This window comes from Pseudoalteromonas sp. DSM 26666, assembly GCF_900116475.1.
GTDB lineage: Bacteria > Pseudomonadota > Gammaproteobacteria > Enterobacterales > Alteromonadaceae > Pseudoalteromonas > Pseudoalteromonas tetraodonis.
This window is the reverse complement of sequence record NZ_FPAR01000001.1, coordinates 129,775-146,423: the sequence shown is the minus strand read 5'-3', so window position 1 is coordinate 146,423 and position 16,649 is coordinate 129,775. Positions and strand designations below refer to the sequence as shown.

Below are 16,649 nucleotides of genomic sequence, written 5' to 3'. Positions count from 1 at the left end.
ATTTTCAATATTTAAATAATAATAAACAGCGATTAAATTAACATGGAAAAAATACTTATCGTTGATGACAATCCTGCAATTTTAGATGCTCTGTCATTATTGCTAGAGATTCACGACTATAAAGTGGTTACTGCAAATAGCCCATTTGAAGCTATTCAAATTGTGCAATACCAGCGTATTGCACTTGTACTTCAAGATATGAACTTTAGTAACGACACAACTTCAGGAGAAGAGGGAAAGTTACTCTTTTATCAACTCAGAGAGCTAAATCCCCATCTGCCCATTATTCTGATCACTGCATGGACCGAGCTTGAAACAGCCGTTGAACTTGTCAAAGCCGGTGCGGCTGATTATTTACCAAAACCATGGGATGATGCCAAGCTTCTTACCTGTGTTAAAAACCTAATTGAACTAGGAAAGACAAAAAAACAAAATCAAACCTTATTGCGCCACCAGCAAGAGCGGGATGCATCTTTAGAAAATGCTAATTTAGTAGGTTTAATTTATCGCAGTACGGCCATGGAGCAATTAGTTAAAATGGCATTACAAGTCGCCAAATCTGATGTCTCAGTATTAATAACAGGCCCAAATGGCAGTGGTAAAGAGCGCATAGCACAAATTATTCAAGCAAACTCACCTCGCCAAAATGCTGCGTTTATTACGGTCAATGCAGGTGCCCTTCCCCATCAACTAATAGAAGCAGAATTATTTGGTGCAGAAGCAGGCGCTTTTACTGGGATCACAAAACAAAGGATTGGTCGATTTGAAGCAGCTGACGGTGGCACATTATTTTTAGATGAAATAGGTAATCTCCCTTTATCAGGGCAAATGAAGCTCCTACGGATTTTACAAACGGGAGAATTCGAGCGCTTAGGTTCAACCCAAACTCGAAAAGTTAATGTCCGTGTAATATCAGCGACCAATGAAAACCTAACAGATGCAATCAGTAAAGGGCTGTTTAGAGAAGACTTATACTACCGCTTAAATGTAATTGAACTTAACCTACCAAGTCTTAGCCAACGACCGGATGACATACTTCCTCTTATTCGTCATTTTTTAGAAGAACGTGAGCTGGATTTACAATGCGAAAACCTACTTTTAGCCCACCCATGGCCCGGTAATGTTCGTGAACTTGAAAATGCATGTAAACGTGTCAGTGTGCTCAAACCCAGCGGTGAGATAAGCATCGACGACTTTGGTTTAACTCCTATTACGTCTCAAACACACACCCAAAAAGTAGAGCCTAACAAACAACAAATTGAGGATGCTATGCGTTTACATAAAGGGGTAATTGCCAAAGTAGCACGTGAATTTGGACTCAGCCGACAAGCACTGTACCGTCGCCTTGATAAGTTTGAGATAGCCTACTGATGAAAAAATCAAGATACCGCTTCTCTTTAACGTCTAAAGTGATTTTAGTATGTGTATTTTCCTCTGCGATCCCTGTTTTTATCTGTTGCTGGCTGCTGGGTGTTGACGCTATGAAAACAGCACTAAGTGTTATTTTTACAGCCACTCTGAGTAGCTTTTTAGCTCATCGACTCAGTGGTAAACTGGTTCAAGGTATTACTTCATTAGAAACTGGCTTATTAAATTTTAAAGATGGGGAACTATCAACTTTACTGGCCTATAACCATAATGATGAATTAGGTCATTTGTGCCAGCTTTATAACCAAACTGCAAAGCAATTAAGACAAGAAAAACAATGGGTTTACCAACGAGAGTTAATGCTTGATAAGGTATTACAAAACTCCCCTCAAGCTGTATTATTGGTTAATGATAATGATTTTATTGTTTATAGTAACCACAGTGCGAGAGATTTTTTTAATGCAAGTACAGCCCTTGAAGGCGAAAAAATCTCAGCATTATTGTCTAAAGCCCCTCAGCAAATAATTAATGCCGTTAATAAAGGCGTAGATGGTTTATTTATTCTTGATAAAACAGAACAAGAACCGCAAACATGGCACCTTTCAATGGGTCGCTTATTGCTTAACAACCAACACCATAGGTTGTTTGTTTTTAAACAATTGACCCGCGAATTGAGCCGCCAAGAAGTTGAAGTTTGGAAAAAGGTTATTCGGATCATTAGCCATGAACTCAATAACTCACTAGGGCCTATGTCATCCATGTTACATAGTGCACAACTGTTAACGCAAAAAGTGGATGAACCTCGTTTAAAGCGCGTTTTCACTACCATTGAAGAGCGAATAAAGCATTTAAACGAGTTCGTTCAAGGCTATGGTAGGTTTGCTAAACTTCCACCACCTAAAATAACAACGGTTGACTGGCATTCATTACTCGATCAATTACAAAGCCAATGGCAATTTAATTTCGACCTTCAAAAAGACATCACTACACAAGCCGATCAAACCCAAATAGAACAATTGCTGATTAACCTGTTGAAAAATGCACATGAATCAGAGTCGCTAGCAAAGCATATTAGTTTAAAAGTAACACAAGATAGCCTTGGCACTCATATTAATGTGAGCGACAAAGGAAAAGGTATGAGTGAAACAGTTATGGCCAGTGCGCTTATCCCTTTTTATTCTACCAAGGTGGCAGGAAGTGGATTAGGTTTGGCACTGTGTCGAGAAATTGTTGAAGCCCATCATGGGCAAATTAGCCTACACAATCGGGACGTCGGCGGGATCAGTGTTTTTGTAAGTTTACCTTGAGAGTTGTTTAGCTTTAAGGCTGAAAACTCATCCAATTTAGAAATGATACAATCGCGTTCTGAAGTTTATGACCTAGTGAGCTAAGTAAAAACCGCGAAAAGCTGCCTACTCATTCGGTACTGTCATCGTATAAGCAACTTTGAGTACATACTTTATAGACATAAAAAAAGCTGCAAATTGCAGCTTTTTTTTACCTGAACGCTTATTCAGCGTCTGCAGGTTTATGCTTTGCAGCTGTTTCAGCGATCAGTGGTTGTAATTCACCACGTTGAAACATTTCAATGATAATGTCACAGCCACCAATTAACTCACCTTCAACCCAAAGTTGCGGGAAGGTAGGCCAGTTAGCATACGCAGGAAGCTCTGCACGAATGTCTGGATTAAGTAAAATATCCACATATGCAAACGGTTCACCGCACGACATTAATGCTTGTGATGCTTGTGAAGAAAAACCACAATTAGGCAGTTTTGGTGATCCTTTCATGTATAAGATGATTGGGTTTTCAGCAATTTGCTGTTTAATTTTATCAATGGTTTCCATTTACAACCTCAAAATGACGATAGCGAACACATTAGGCCTTGAAAAAGTTTCACAGTGGCCTCAGATATATAGATTAACATAGGCAATTAAAGCCTCAATCTTAAATAGCTTTAGCAAGAGCATTGCTGTTTGCTAAAACTTGAGTAAAATACTCAACAATTATAGTAACACTATATTCCTGTTTGGTATAGATAAGTGCCCTGTTTGTACAGGCATTACGTATTACTAAACAGACTATCAACCAAAAGAAGATGGAGATAAAAAATGGCATTTGAACTACCGTCACTACCGTATGCAATTGATGCACTTGAGCCACATATTTCACAAGAAACGTTAGAGTTTCACCATGGTAAACACCACAACACTTATGTGACTAAACTTAACGGTTTAATCCCAGGCACTGAGTTTGAAGGTAAATCACTTGAAGAGATCGTATGTTCTTCAGAAGGCGGTGTATTTAACAACGCAGCTCAAATCTGGAACCACACTTTCTACTGGAACAGCCTATCTCCAAATGGCGGTGGCGCTCCAACAGGTGCAATTGCTGATGCAATTAACGCTAAATGGGGCTCATTTGACGCATTTAAAGACGCGTTAAACGACAAAGCAGTAAATAACTTTGGTTCAAGCTGGACTTGGTTAGTTAAACTAGCTGATGGTTCACTAGACATCGTAAATACATCTAACGCTGCAACACCATTAACAGATGCAGGTGTTACACCAATCCTAACAGTGGATTTATGGGAACACGCATACTACATTGATTACCGTAACGTGCGTCCAGATTACCTTAAAGGTTTCTGGTCACTCGTTAACTGGGAATTCGCGAACGCTAACTTCGCATAATTAGTTTTAAACTAATCTTTAAAAAGACGCTTAGGCGTCTTTTTTTATGTCCGCTACTTTATTTGATTAGGGTTATACGTAGGTTGTTTTCTAAAAGTGCATCATGATCATTTTTCATATAAATTTTTAATTTTATTGCACAAAAATTTAAATTCGTGACTAGACTTTAAATAGTGAATACATTTTCCAAGTAGGTTTCGGAGGTCATTATGACTATTTTTGATCACTACCAAGCACGTTATGAATCAACACAAGAAGAAGAGTACAGTGTTGCTGAGTTTCTAGAAATTTGTAAAACCGATAAGTCTGCTTATGCCAGTGCTCCTGAAAGATTACTGATGGCCATTGGCGAGCCTAAAATGGTAGATACCGCTACCGATACTCGTTTAAGTCGCTTATTTTCGAACCGTGTTGTTGCACGTTACCCTGCATTTGCCGATTTTTATGGTATGGAAGACGCCATTGAGCAAATTGTTTCTTATCTAAAACACGCCGCGCAAGGATTAGAAGAGTGTAAACAAGTGCTTTACTTGCTTGGTCCGGTGGGTGGCGGTAAGTCATCGATTGCTGAAAAGCTAAAGTATTTAATGCAACAAGTGCCTATTTATGCAATTAAGGGCTCCCCGGTTAATGACCATCCGCTGTCATTATTTGATCCCGTTGAAGATGCCAGCCTACTCGAAAAAGAATATGGAATTAAGTCTCGTTACCTCAAAACGGTAATGTCGCCATGGGCCGCAAAACGTTTACAAGAATTTAATGGTGATATTAGTCAATTTAGAGTGGTTAAACGCTTCCCATCAATTTTAAATCAAGTTGCGATTGCTAAAACAGAGCCCGGAGATGAAAACAATCAAGATATTTCTGCTCTTGTCGGTAAGGTCGATATTCGCCAACTTGAACACTTTGCACAAAATGATCCTGATGCTTATGCCTATTCAGGCGCATTATGTTTAGCCAACCAAGGCTTAATGGAATTTGTGGAAATGTTTAAAGCCCCCATAAAAGTGTTACATCCGCTTTTAACAGCTACCCAAGAAGGTAACTATAACGGCACAGAAGGCATAAGCGCCCTGCCATTTAACGGCATGATACTCGCCCACTCTAATGAATCAGAATGGCAAACCTTTAAAAACAATAAAAACAACGAAGCCTTTTTAGACCGTGTTTATATTGTTAAGGTCCCTTATTGCTTACGAGTGACCGAAGAAATTAAAATTTACGATAAGCTGATTGAACACAGTGAGCTTTACAACGCACCCTGTGCGCCAGGTACACTTAAAATTTTAGCCCAATTTACCACTCTTTCGCGCTTAAAAGAGCCGGAAAACTCAAGTATTTACTCTAAAATGCGAGTTTACGATGGTGAAACCCTTAAAGACACCGACCCAAAAGCGAAGTCGTATCAAGAGTATCGTGATTACGCTGGTGTTGATGAGGGCATGACCGGTCTTTCAACCCGTTTTGCGTTTAAGATTTTATCGCGAGTATTCAACTTTGACACCACCGAAGTGGCCGCCAACCCTGTGCATTTGTTTTATGTGCTTGAGCAACAAATTGAGCGTGAACAATTTAGTGCCGAGGTTGAAGAACGTTATTTAAGCTTTTTAAAAGGCTATTTAATTCCACAATATGTTGAGTTTATAGGTAAAGAGCTACAAACCGCGTACTTAGAGTCGTATTCAGAATATGGCCAAAATATTTTTGACCGCTACGTTATTTATGCTGATTTTTGGATTCAAGATCAAGAATACCGCGACCCTGATACAGGGCAATTATTTGACCGTGATGCACTCAACGCTGAGCTTGAAAAAATAGAAAAGCCTGCAGGTATTTCAAACCCTAAAGATTTTAGAAATGAAATTGTTAACTTTGTACTGCGTGCTCGCGCTCATAACAATGGCAAAAATCCGCTGTGGACAAGTTATGAAAAATTACGCACGGTTATTGAGAAAAAAATGTTCTCAAATACGGAAGACTTACTCCCTGTTATTTCATTTAATGCAAAAACATCAGCTGAAGATCAGCAAAAGCATGAGGACTTTGTTAATCGTATGGTTGAAAAAGGCTACACGCAAAAACAAGTGCGCTTGCTATCTGAGTGGTATTTACGGGTTAGAAAATCGCAATAACCTTCATAATTGCAGTTTTTAGGAGGTCATTATGGCGCATTTTATCGACAGGCGTTTAAATGGCAAAAACAAAAGCACAGTTAACCGCCAGCGTTTTATTAGGCGTTATAAAAAGCAGATCAAAGAAGCGGTGTCTGATGCGATCAATAAACGCAGTGTCACTGATTCAAGCTCTGGAGAGAGTATCTCTATTCCGCAGCGTGATATTAGCGAACCTACTTTTCATCAAGGTAGAGGCGGTAATAGAGAGCAAATACACCCTGGGAACGATCAGTTCTCTACTGGCGACAAAATAGAACGCCCTAAAGGAGGCAAAGGCGGTGGCGCAGGCGAAGGTGAAGCAAGTGACTCTGGCGAAGGCCAAGATGAATTTGTTTTTTCTATCTCTAAAGATGAATACCTTGATTTGTTATTTGAGGATTTAGAACTCCCTAATTTGCAAGAAAATCAGCTTGATAAGCTAGTGCAAATGAAAACCCATCGCGCTGGGTTTTGCAGTGATGGTATGCCCAGTAATATTGATGTAGTGCGCTCATTACAAGGCTCTCTAGCTCGTCGTATTGCGATGACCGCAGGTAAAAAACGCCGCCTTAGCGAGCTTGAGGGGCAACTAGCACTGCTGCTTGAACAACCACACTGTGATAAAGCCGCTGTGGCCTTATTACAAAAAGAAATCGACACACTCAAACAGCAAATAAAAACCGTGCCCTTTATCGATAATTACGACTTACGTTTTCGTAACTACGACAAACAACCACACCCAACTAGTAAAGCGGTGATGTTTTGTATTATGGATGTGTCAGGTTCAATGGATCAAGCAACAAAAGACATGGCAAAACGCTTTTACATTTTGCTTTATCAGTTTTTAACTCGCAGCTACAAAGACATCGACGTTGTATATATTCGCCATCATACCCAGGCCAAAGAAGTTGATGAGCAAGAATTTTTTTATTCACAAGAAACAGGCGGTACCATTGTTTCAAGTGCACTAAAACTGATGAATGAAATAATAGCTGAGCGCTATAATGCTGATGAGTGGAATATATACGCAGCACAAGCTTCTGATGGTGATAATTGGGCCGATGACACGCCCCAATGTGGACACATTTTACGTAATAAAATACTTAAAGCTGTTCGCTATTTTGCCTATATAGAAATTACCACACGTGCTCATCAAAGTTTATGGCGCGAGTATCAAAGCATTAGCCAAACGAACAGTAATTTTGCCATCCAGCATATCCAAGGTGTTGAAGATATTTACCCTATATTTAGGGAGCTATTTAAAAAAGGTCGTCAACAGCAAGGGGCTGCATAGCCAAAGCGAGGTAGCATTATGAAAGATAATCGAATAAGTGATGGGCCCGATTGGACCTTTGAACTATTGCAACAATACCAAGACGAAATAGCGCGTGTGGCTGAGCACTATAAGCTAGACACCTACCCTAACCAAATTGAAGTGATCACCGCAGAACAAATGATGGATGCCTACTCAAGTGTAGGCATGCCCATTGGCTACACTCACTGGTCGTATGGTAAAAAATTTATTCAAACGGAGCAAAATTATAAACGCGGTCAAATGGGACTTGCGTATGAAATTGTGATTAATTCGAACCCCTGTATTGCTTACCTAATGGAAGAAAACACCCTTCCGATGCAGGCACTGGTTATGGCACATGCTTGCTATGGGCATAACTCATTTTTTAAAGGGAATTATTTATTTAAAACATGGACTGATGCAGGCTCAATTATTGATTATTTATTGTTTGCTAAAAACTATATTAGCCGCTGTGAAGAAAAGTACGGTATTTCCGAAGTAGAAAGCATACTCGACTCATGTCATGCATTAATGAGTTACGGTGTTGATAGGTACAAACGTCCACAACGAATTTCGTTATTTGAAGAGCAAAAGCGTCAGCAAGAACGGGCTGAGTATTTGCAATCACAAGTTAACGAATTATGGCGTACCATTCCTTCTCAACAGCAAGAGTCAAAAAAACACGAACGCCACTTCCCGCAAGAGCCACAGGAAAATATTCTGTACTTTATTGAAAAAAATGCCCCTTTACTCGAGTCATGGCAGCGAGAAATCGTCAGGATAGTGCGAAAAATATCACAATACTTTTACCCGCAAAAACAAACCCAAGTAATGAATGAAGGTTGGGCCACTTTTTGGCACTACACTATTTTGAACCATTTATATGATGAGGGAAAACTAACCGACTCATTTATGTTGGAGTTTTTACAAAGCCATACTAATGTTGTGTACCAACCTCCATACAATAGCGATTATTACTCAGGTATTAACCCCTATGCACTGGGCTTTAATATGATGGTTGATATACGTCGTATTTGTGAAAACCCAACAGAAGAAGATAAACGCTGGTTCCCTGAGCATGCGGGCAGTGACTGGCTCGAGACACTGCACTTTGCAATGCAAAATTTCAAAGATGAGAGTTTTATTAGCCAATTTTTATCCCCTAAGCTGATTCGGGATTTTAAATTATTCACCATAGTCGACCATGCTAGTAACCCACATTTAGAAATAGGCGCTATTCACGACGATAATGGCTACAAAGCGGTTAGAGAAGCACTTTCTGCACAATATAACCTTAGTAATCATGAGCCTAACATACAAGTTTACGATGTTGACTTACGCGGCGACCGCTCTTTAACCCTACGATATGTACCTCATAATGCCGTTCCACTGGCTAACTCCCATGGGGAGGTATTAAAACACCTTTACAGACTATGGGGCTTTAAGGTAAAACTGGAACAGGAGTCAAATTCTGGTGAGATTTCAACCATTGGTCAATGTCCAATTGATGATTCACGCCATACAACAGAGTAAAAATAATGGACAAAAAAAAGCTTCTTGTACTGATTGATTCGGTTGAATTTGCAAAAACGTCATTGCAGCATGCTAAACAAAAAGCGCTGCAAGGCAATAAACATATTGATATTGTTGCATTTAGCTTTGAAGAAACCGGCAATATTTTATTTTCTCTGTTGCCAGAACAATTGCTTTCACTCCAAGATAAATGCCTTTCATCATTAAGGGCACAGTTGGAGCCACTGATTAGCGCAGAACTGGAGGGTTGCAGTTATACCTTTCAAACCGCATGGCATGAAGCCCCCGAGCAGTGGCTTAACGAAGATATTAATACTGATGATTACGAAATGGTGATAAAAACACGCCATATCGACAGCGACAGCCAATTTAGTGAACTTGATTGGCAACTTATCCGCTTTACGCCCATCGCTTTGTATTTAGCGGCAGATAACAAATGGCGCAAGCATACCAACATACTCGCCGCACTTGATTTAGCCAGCGAAAAAACCGCAAAACATAAACTTAATCAGTCAATTATTAAATATGGCCTAGCATACGCACAGCGAACAGACTGTGAATTTTATGCCGGCTACACAGTGTATATTTCTCCAATATTAAGAGATTTAGGCTTAGTATTTTCAGAAGAGCAACTAGTCAATGCCTTTGAGAAATTACCTCAATCACAGCAACAACTCATTATTGATAATAACTTACGCGACAAACTTTATATTAAAGCGGGTTTACCTGAGCAGGTGATCCCAAGCTTAGCGGCCAAGCTCAATGCTGATTTAGTGATTATAGGATCTGTTGGGAATGTAGGAATTAAAGCAAAACTCATTGGTAATACTGCAGAAAAAATAATGCGCTTACTTAAAACTGACTTGCTTATTTTACCCCCCAATTAAAAAATGATGCCTAAGCATCATTTTTTATATCAGCGTATACCGACACTTTATTTCGACCCGTTTCTTTTGAATGATAAAGCGCTTTATCGGCAGCTTCAATCCAGCGTTCGTGATCTTTAAACTGATCATCAAAACACGCAATACCCACACTAATGGCCATATGCACCGTGTGCTCATTGTATTTCGCCGGAGAGGTTTCAATTAATTGGCGTAAACGTTCAGCAAATACAATCGCCCCTTGTTTATCGGTATCTAATAAAGTAACAACAAACTCTTCACCGCCGTATCGCCCAGCAATGTCTGTTTCACGCAATGCAGTTTTCAGTAAACTCGCTATATGACGAAGTGCTTCATCTCCAGCACTGTGTCCAAAATCATCATTTACCTTTTTAAAGTGGTCAATATCAAAAATTAATAACGAGCAACAACCTTCGTTTCGCTTCGTTCGTAAAAATTCTTGGTGCAGTAAGTGCTCCCAATGCCCTCTATTGGCAAGCTGGGTTAAACTATCTGTTTGGCTTACTTGTTCTAGTTTTTTATTTAACTCTTCTAGTTCTTTTTTGTTAACCGCAATATCTGTCACATCGTAAATAATAATACAAATATGCTCGACTTCGCCTCGCACATTGGTAAGTGGAATAAACGTGGCATTTTGATACATATAGTCCGCTTTACCGGTAATTGGTCGGTAGTTTTTAAAACGAAAAATATACGGCTGCTGCTCCCAAATAGTAAATGAACGATTCTTTAATACAAACACTGACTCAGATTTACTTCTAAACCATTTTTCATCAATGGCCGGAAATAAATCAAATAAGTCTTTGTCTTTCACAGCGCTCGGTAACAAACCAGAATGATTTTCCATAAAACCATTCCATACATGCACTTTGTATTCTCGATCGAGTACAACAAGACCGACATCAACCGTATTAAACATATCCATTAACCAATGGATTTCATTCAAATCTAAATCAGCTGGCATAAATATTTAATCTTCTAGTAGATAAGCAACTTTGTATTTCAAAGTTTTCAGTGAATCTTCAGTAAAGAGCAACATTAAATCACAACTAATATCATGATTTTCAATACCGTAACTTATTTCTATGGCTAGAGTCCGTTGCCAGCGCGACTTATTCGACTGAACAAGTTCAGAAACGTCCCGATGCTGCCCCAAAACTATTGGATGCCCTTGGCTAAAGGTCATGTCGAGCTGTTTTGACAAGCCGGTTAAAATAGCGCCAATTAAAATGTTACTTACATCCATTAGCAACTCTAACTCAACCTTGTCGTTTAGTTCACCTTCGTAATTCATCAGTGAGGCTATTTCTTTAAAACTAGAGTCATTTAAAAGTAATAATGCCTCGCCAGATACCCCGCCACCTATAAAGCCTTGGCAAATACCCGATGTAGTATCATTGGTATCAACAGAGCTTAACGCCATGTTGAGCTCACTGACTTCTAAAACATTAACATTAGGAATGGGTAACTTAACAAATACATTAAGCAGTCTTGCAAGTAAATCTCCCGCTTGACCCATGGCAACATTAGTCAGCTCTTGATATATATCACGAACATCAGGGTCAACTTGTTCACCTAACGAGTGAGACATGCGTTCACGCAGTGCTCTATCTCTAATACCATGATGTTCAATAATGGCAGCAAGCTTTTCGGGGGAACACGGTTTTTGAATAAAATCTATGGCGCCAAGCTCAAGCACACGTTGATGCGCACTCGGTTGAATATCGCCTGATACCACAACAGTGAGAACGTCGAGTCCTTGCTCTTTCATTGCAGCAAGCACGCCATAACCGTCCATTTCTGGCATATTTAAATCAAGGAAAAGAATTTCAGGCTGGGCTTTAGTTATTTGTTTTATGCAGTCTACACCGTCACATGCAAATTCAACTTTAATATCCCAATCATCGGGTAAAGAGCGAGCTAATTGACGTCTAGCTAGTTTTGAATCATCACAAATTAAAACCGATGTTGACATATTATCTCTCTATTTTAAAACTTGTTGTACGCTGACACCGCAAAAAATAAAGGCACGGATATTATTAATTAATACCTATTTCTTATATATACATAGTAATCAAAGTATTGCTTATTTACAATTTTAGGGAAAAATAAACGCGTCAATTATTCTGCTTGGTAACTCCATCACAGTATAATACACTCACCACTATTACGTTAATTCTTAAAAGGAAAAAATCCATGCGTCGTTCATTAGCCTTTGCATTGAGCCTGTTTTGTTGCACTAGTTTTGCATCAGAGTTACCTGAAAACACCTTAGATGCAGGAAAAGTAACAGCGCAAGGTAAACCTGTTACGTTACTAGGCCAAGGCCTTAAAGTCGGTGCTGATGCGCCAAATTTTAAAGTGGTCGACGACAGCTTTACTGCCATTACATTAGAAAATTACCAAGGGCAAGCTGTATTGATAAGCGTGGTACCAAGCTTAGATACTGGTATTTGTAGCCTGCAAACAAAACATTTTAATGAAAAAGTAGCGCAACAGTTTCCTGGCGTAGCCATGTTGACGATTAGTGCTGACCTACCTTTTGCACAAAAACGTTTTTGCAAAGCAGAAAATATCGATAAAGTTACGACACTGTCTGATTCTGTATGGCGTGATTTTGGCCAAAAGTATGGGTTAATAATTAAAGATATGGGGTTACTTACTCGCGCTGTTTTTATTCTCGATAAAAGCCATAAAGTTATATATAAGCAATTAGTTAGTAGCTTATCAACCGAACCTGAATACGATAGCGTTATTGAAAAGCTTAAAACGCTTTAAAGGTCGAATTTCAGATAAAAAAAAACCGCTATGAAGCGGTTTTTTTGATTATGCTCTTAATTTTAGATAAAAATTAACCTAAAAGCTCAGCTAGTTGCTTGCTTACTGCTTCAACCGCTTGAGTACCGTCTAATTTATGGTACTGCGTATTACCAGCTTGCGCTTCTGCTTGGTAGTAGTCAACCAATGGCATTGTTTGCTCATGGTAAATGCCTAAGCGTTTACGAACTGTCTCTTCTGTGTCATCCGCACGGATAATAAGCTCTTCGCCTGTTTCGTTGTCTTTACCTTCCTCTTTTGGTGGATTGTAAACAACATGATAAACACGACCAGAACCAGGATGAACACGACGGCCACCCATACGCTCAACAATCACTTCATCAGCAACATCAAATTCAATAACGTGATCAACGACAACGCCATTGTCTTTCATTGCATCAGCTTGTGGAATGGTACGTGGGAAGCCATCAAGTAAAAAGCCTTTCTCACAATCAGGTTTTGCAATGCGCTCTTTAACAAGGCCAATGATGATGTCATCAGAAATTAACTGACCTGCGTCCATTACTTTTTTTGCTTCAAGGCCAAGTGGTGTGCCCTCTTTAATTGCAGCTCGTAGCATATCACCGGTAGAAATTTGTGGAATACCGTATCTATCCATTAAAAACTGAGCTTGAGTACCTTTACCTGCACCCGGCGCGCCCAAAAGAATAATGCGCATATCATTGTCCCCTAATATGAGAGTTTATTTTAAAGTCTGAATTCTTCCACAAGCGCCGCAGATACTCAAGTAACTTATACTAATTGTCTAGAGTCTGTTGGCCTTTGCGGATTAATATTTGTGCAAACCAGGGGGAGTTTAATCGCGGCGCAAGGTTTGCAACTTAGTAGGCTGAGTAAAAATCGAGCAAAGCTTCTGCGTCCTGCTCACGCCATTTGCCACCATCCATGTAGGCAGACAGACCCCTTCGGGCAGCGTCTATGCAGCAAATTTAACCTTTAAAAATCAATAAACTCTATGCTCCAGCGCATAAAAAAAGGGAACAAACGTTCCCTTTTTACTCAATCATTGATTTTTAATACTTATTTGCTTAAATCAAGCATAAGTTTATTTAAGCGAGTGACAAATCCAGTTGGATCTTTAAGCGTACCGCGCTCAGCTAGTAATGCTTGATCTAGCAATACATGTGACCACTGCGCAAATTTATCTTCGTCTTGCTCATCATTTAAATGCTTAACAATCTGGTGCTCAGGGTTTAGCTCAAACACAGGTTTAGCTTCTGGCACTGCTTGACCTACTGACTCCATCAGCTTTTGCATTTGCGAGCTCATATCATTGTCATCGCTCACCACACAGGCTGGCGAATCGGTTAAACGATGTGTAAAGCGTACTTCTTTAACATCATCACCTAATGCGGTTTTAATACGCTCAATAAGGCCTGCAACTTCTTTTTCAGACTCTTCTTGTGCTTTTTTAGTTTCTTCGTCGTCTAAGTCACCTAAATCTAAATCACCGCGAGTAATTGATTGAAATTGCTTGTCTGCAAATTCAGTTAAGTGGCTCATCATCCACTCATCAACACGGTCACTTAGTAGTAAAACTTCAATGCCTTTTTTGCGGAAGATCTCTAAATGCGGTGAGTTTTTAGCTGCAATAAATGAGTCAGCAACAACATAGTAAATTTTATCTTGGCTGTCTTTCATACGCTCAATGTATTGTTCAAGCGATACATCTTGAGTGTCTGAATCGGTATGCGTTGAAGCAAAACGTAATAGCTTAGCAATGCTCTCTTTGTTAGCCGCATCTTCCGCAGGGCCTTCTTTCATTACTTGACCAAATTCATTCCAAAACGTTTGGTAATCATCGGCTTTGTTTTTCGCCATACGCTCAAGCATTTTAATAATACGCGACGTACACCCCTTGCGGATAGCTTGGGTCACTTTATTATCTTGAAGTATTTCACGCGATACGTTTAGTGGTAAATCATTTGAATCTAATAGACCTTTAACGAAACGCAGGTAGCTTGGCATAAACTGCTCAGCATCATCCATAATAAATACACGTTGCACGTATAATTTTAAGCCACTTTGGCGCTCACGGTTCCACAAATCAAACGGCGCTTTTTTCGGAATGTATAACAAGCTGGTGTATTCAGTTTTACCTTCAACTTTGTTATGTCCCCAACTAAGTGGATCTTCCCAGTCATGGCTTACATGCTTGTAAAATTCTTTGTATTCATCTTCAGAGATTTCAGACTTATCACGCGTCCACAATGCCGTAGCACGGTTAATGCTTTCCCACTCACCAGGAACTGCTGGAATTTTCTCGCCGTCTTCGCCTTCAGACTCTGGTACTTCTGCTTTGTACATTTGTACTGGTGTAGAAATATGATCAGAGTATTTAGTCACGATACTACGAAGGCGCCATTCGTCTGCGTACTCTTTTTCTTCTTCACGTAGGTGTAGAATAATGTCTGTACCGCGGCCTTCTTTTTCAATTTCTTGCAGCGTGTATTCACCTTCACCTTTTGATTGCCACTCTACAGCTGTTGTCTCGCCTGCTTTACGGGTACGCACTGTCACTTCATCAGCAACAATAAACGCTGAGTAAAAGCCCACACCAAATTGACCAATAAGTTGTGAATCTTTGCTTTGGTCGCCCGTTAAGTTTTTGAAAAACTCTGCGGTACCCGACTTTGCAATTGTACCTAAAGAGCTGATCACTTCATCACGTGTCATACCAATACCATTATCAGAAATGGTTACCGTATTGGCTTCTTTATCAGCACTAATACGTACACGTAAATCAGCATCACCTTGATATAAGTCGCCGTTTGATAACGCTAAAAAGCGTAATTTATCGGCTGCATCAGATGCGTTTGATACAAGCTCACGTAAAAATATTTCTTTATTAGAATAAAGCGAGTGAATCATTAAGTTTAGTAATTGTTTTACTTCTGTTTGAAAGCCTAATGTTTCTTTTTGTGCTGCAGTCATTTATGTATCTCCAATTTGCAAAGTGTCTGCGTTATGCACTTAATATGGGGGGAGGTGTGAGAACTTCAAGGGAAAAAAGTAAAAAAAGCTGCCAGCAAAAAACAACAATATTATAAAAAACAATATCTGTTCAAAATGGGCTGGCACAGTGTAAATGCATCGGCTTTTGAGTGCTTGGGTGATGAAAATATATATCGCTGGCATGTAGCTGTAAACGCGACGCCATCTGCTCACTCTGTTCACTTTTATACAAATCGCAACCTAAAATAGGATGCCCAATTGCATGACTATGAATACGTAATTGATGCGTTCGACCAGTAACGGGGGTAAATTGCACTAACGTCTTGATTGGTTGTATAAAACGCTTAAGTACTGTGTAGTGTGTTAAGGCCGCTTTGCCTGTGCTGTTACATAACTTAACACGTGGAAAATGGAGTTTGTCTTTAGCAATCGGGTAATTAATTTGTCCGTGGTTATCGCACACTTTTCCTTGCAACATAGCGACATAGCGTTTGCTTATGGTGTGACTTTGAAATTGTTGATTGAGGTTTTTTGCCGCCTCACTAGTGAGTGCCACCAGCATGATCCCTGAGGTTCCAAAATCTAATCGATGAGGTAACTTTGCTTCTGCAAAGGCGGCTGTTTTACCCTGTTGACCATTGACTAAGCGATAATGAACGGAATCCCAATTTAGTGGGTTTTTACCCGACAAACTCAATAAACCGCTAGGTTTATTGATCACTAAAAGCGCCTCATCTTGATAGATTATTTCCACTTCGCCCTGACAAACAGGCGCAACAAAATCATCAATAATGGCATTAGCCGATGGGCTAAAATCAGACATACACTATTCCTTGATAAACACTCAAAATGATTAAATTAACCATTTTTTTACTAGGAAAAACTTTGTAGCCTTGCCTGATGATCATT

Annotated in this window: 14 protein-coding genes; 8 read left to right on the top strand and 6 right to left on the bottom strand. The window is 39.6% G+C overall.

The annotated features are described in order from the left end of the window. Positions 1–42 precede the first annotated feature (42 nt). Both BM380_RS00685 and BM380_RS00680 read left to right on the top strand, forming a co-directional pair. Positions 43–1,371 (top strand): sigma-54-dependent transcriptional regulator, encoded by a 1,329-nt coding sequence (locus BM380_RS00685; RefSeq protein ID WP_090492319.1) that lies wholly within the window; start codon positions 43–45, stop codon positions 1,369–1,371. Beyond that, complete coding sequence (locus tag BM380_RS00680) at positions 1,371–2,675, top strand: sensor histidine kinase (RefSeq protein ID WP_090492316.1); 1,305 nt, start codon at positions 1,371–1,373, stop codon at positions 2,673–2,675. Before BM380_RS00685 ends, BM380_RS00680 begins: the two co-directional genes overlap by 1 nt. Positions 2,676–2,877: 202 nt before the next feature. On the opposite strand, the gene BM380_RS00675 is transcribed toward BM380_RS00680, so the two are convergent. Next, complete coding sequence (locus BM380_RS00675) at positions 2,878–3,216, bottom strand: Grx4 family monothiol glutaredoxin (RefSeq protein WP_024602947.1); 339 nt, start codon at positions 3,214–3,216, stop codon at positions 2,878–2,880. A 264-nt stretch (positions 3,217–3,480) separates the two neighbouring features. On the opposite strand from BM380_RS00675, the gene BM380_RS00670 reads away from it, so the two are divergent. The 5 genes from BM380_RS00670 to BM380_RS00650 all read left to right on the top strand — a co-directional run bounded on the left by BM380_RS00670 (position 3,481) and on the right by BM380_RS00650 (position 9,929). Continuing rightward, positions 3,481–4,062 (top strand): superoxide dismutase, encoded by a 582-nt coding sequence (locus tag BM380_RS00670; protein ID WP_010388603.1) that lies wholly within the window; start codon positions 3,481–3,483, stop codon positions 4,060–4,062. 209 nt (positions 4,063–4,271) lie between these two features. Beyond that, positions 4,272–6,194, top strand: a complete 1,923-nt coding sequence (locus BM380_RS00665; protein ID WP_013465180.1) for a PrkA family serine protein kinase — start codon at positions 4,272–4,274, stop codon at positions 6,192–6,194. A 31-nt stretch (positions 6,195–6,225) separates the two neighbouring features. Further along, entirely contained in the window at positions 6,226–7,509 is a 1,284-nt protein-coding gene (locus BM380_RS00660; protein WP_024602945.1) for a YeaH/YhbH family protein, read from the top strand. A gap of 18 nt (positions 7,510–7,527) precedes the next feature. Further along, the gene (locus BM380_RS00655) at positions 7,528–9,042 is read left to right on the top strand and encodes a SpoVR family protein (RefSeq protein WP_028835074.1); all 1,515 of its coding nucleotides are present in this window, start codon (positions 7,528–7,530) and stop codon (positions 9,040–9,042) included. A gap of 5 nt (positions 9,043–9,047) precedes the next feature. After that, complete coding sequence (locus BM380_RS00650) at positions 9,048–9,929, top strand: universal stress protein (protein WP_090492314.1); 882 nt, start codon at positions 9,048–9,050, stop codon at positions 9,927–9,929. Positions 9,930–9,939: 10 nt separating this feature from the next. On the opposite strand, the gene BM380_RS00645 is transcribed toward BM380_RS00650, so the two are convergent. Then, positions 9,940–10,911, bottom strand: a complete 972-nt coding sequence (locus BM380_RS00645; protein ID WP_013465184.1) for a sensor domain-containing diguanylate cyclase — start codon at positions 10,909–10,911, stop codon at positions 9,940–9,942. 6 nt (positions 10,912–10,917) lie between these two features. After that, complete coding sequence (locus BM380_RS00640; RefSeq protein WP_013465185.1) at positions 10,918–11,922, bottom strand: response regulator; 1,005 nt, start codon at positions 11,920–11,922, stop codon at positions 10,918–10,920. Positions 11,923–12,143: 221 nt separating this feature from the next. On the opposite strand from BM380_RS00640, the gene tpx reads away from it, so the two are divergent. Continuing rightward, positions 12,144–12,725, top strand: a complete 582-nt coding sequence (tpx, locus tag BM380_RS00635; RefSeq protein ID WP_013465186.1) for a thiol peroxidase — start codon at positions 12,144–12,146, stop codon at positions 12,723–12,725. 73 nt (positions 12,726–12,798) lie between these two features. On the opposite strand, the gene adk is transcribed toward tpx, so the two are convergent. The 3 genes from adk to BM380_RS00620 form a co-directional block, all read right to left on the bottom strand. Next, positions 12,799–13,443, bottom strand: a complete 645-nt coding sequence (adk, locus tag BM380_RS00630) for an adenylate kinase (RefSeq protein WP_013465187.1) — start codon at positions 13,441–13,443, stop codon at positions 12,799–12,801. Between the two features lie 362 nt (positions 13,444–13,805). Then, entirely contained in the window at positions 13,806–15,719 is a 1,914-nt protein-coding gene (gene htpG, locus BM380_RS00625) for a molecular chaperone HtpG (protein ID WP_036954359.1), read from the bottom strand. Between the two features lie 130 nt (positions 15,720–15,849). Then, a complete protein-coding gene (locus tag BM380_RS00620) occupies positions 15,850–16,563 on the bottom strand; it encodes an RluA family pseudouridine synthase (protein ID WP_090492312.1) in 714 nt (237 codons plus the stop codon). Positions 16,564–16,649: the final 86 nt, after the last annotated feature.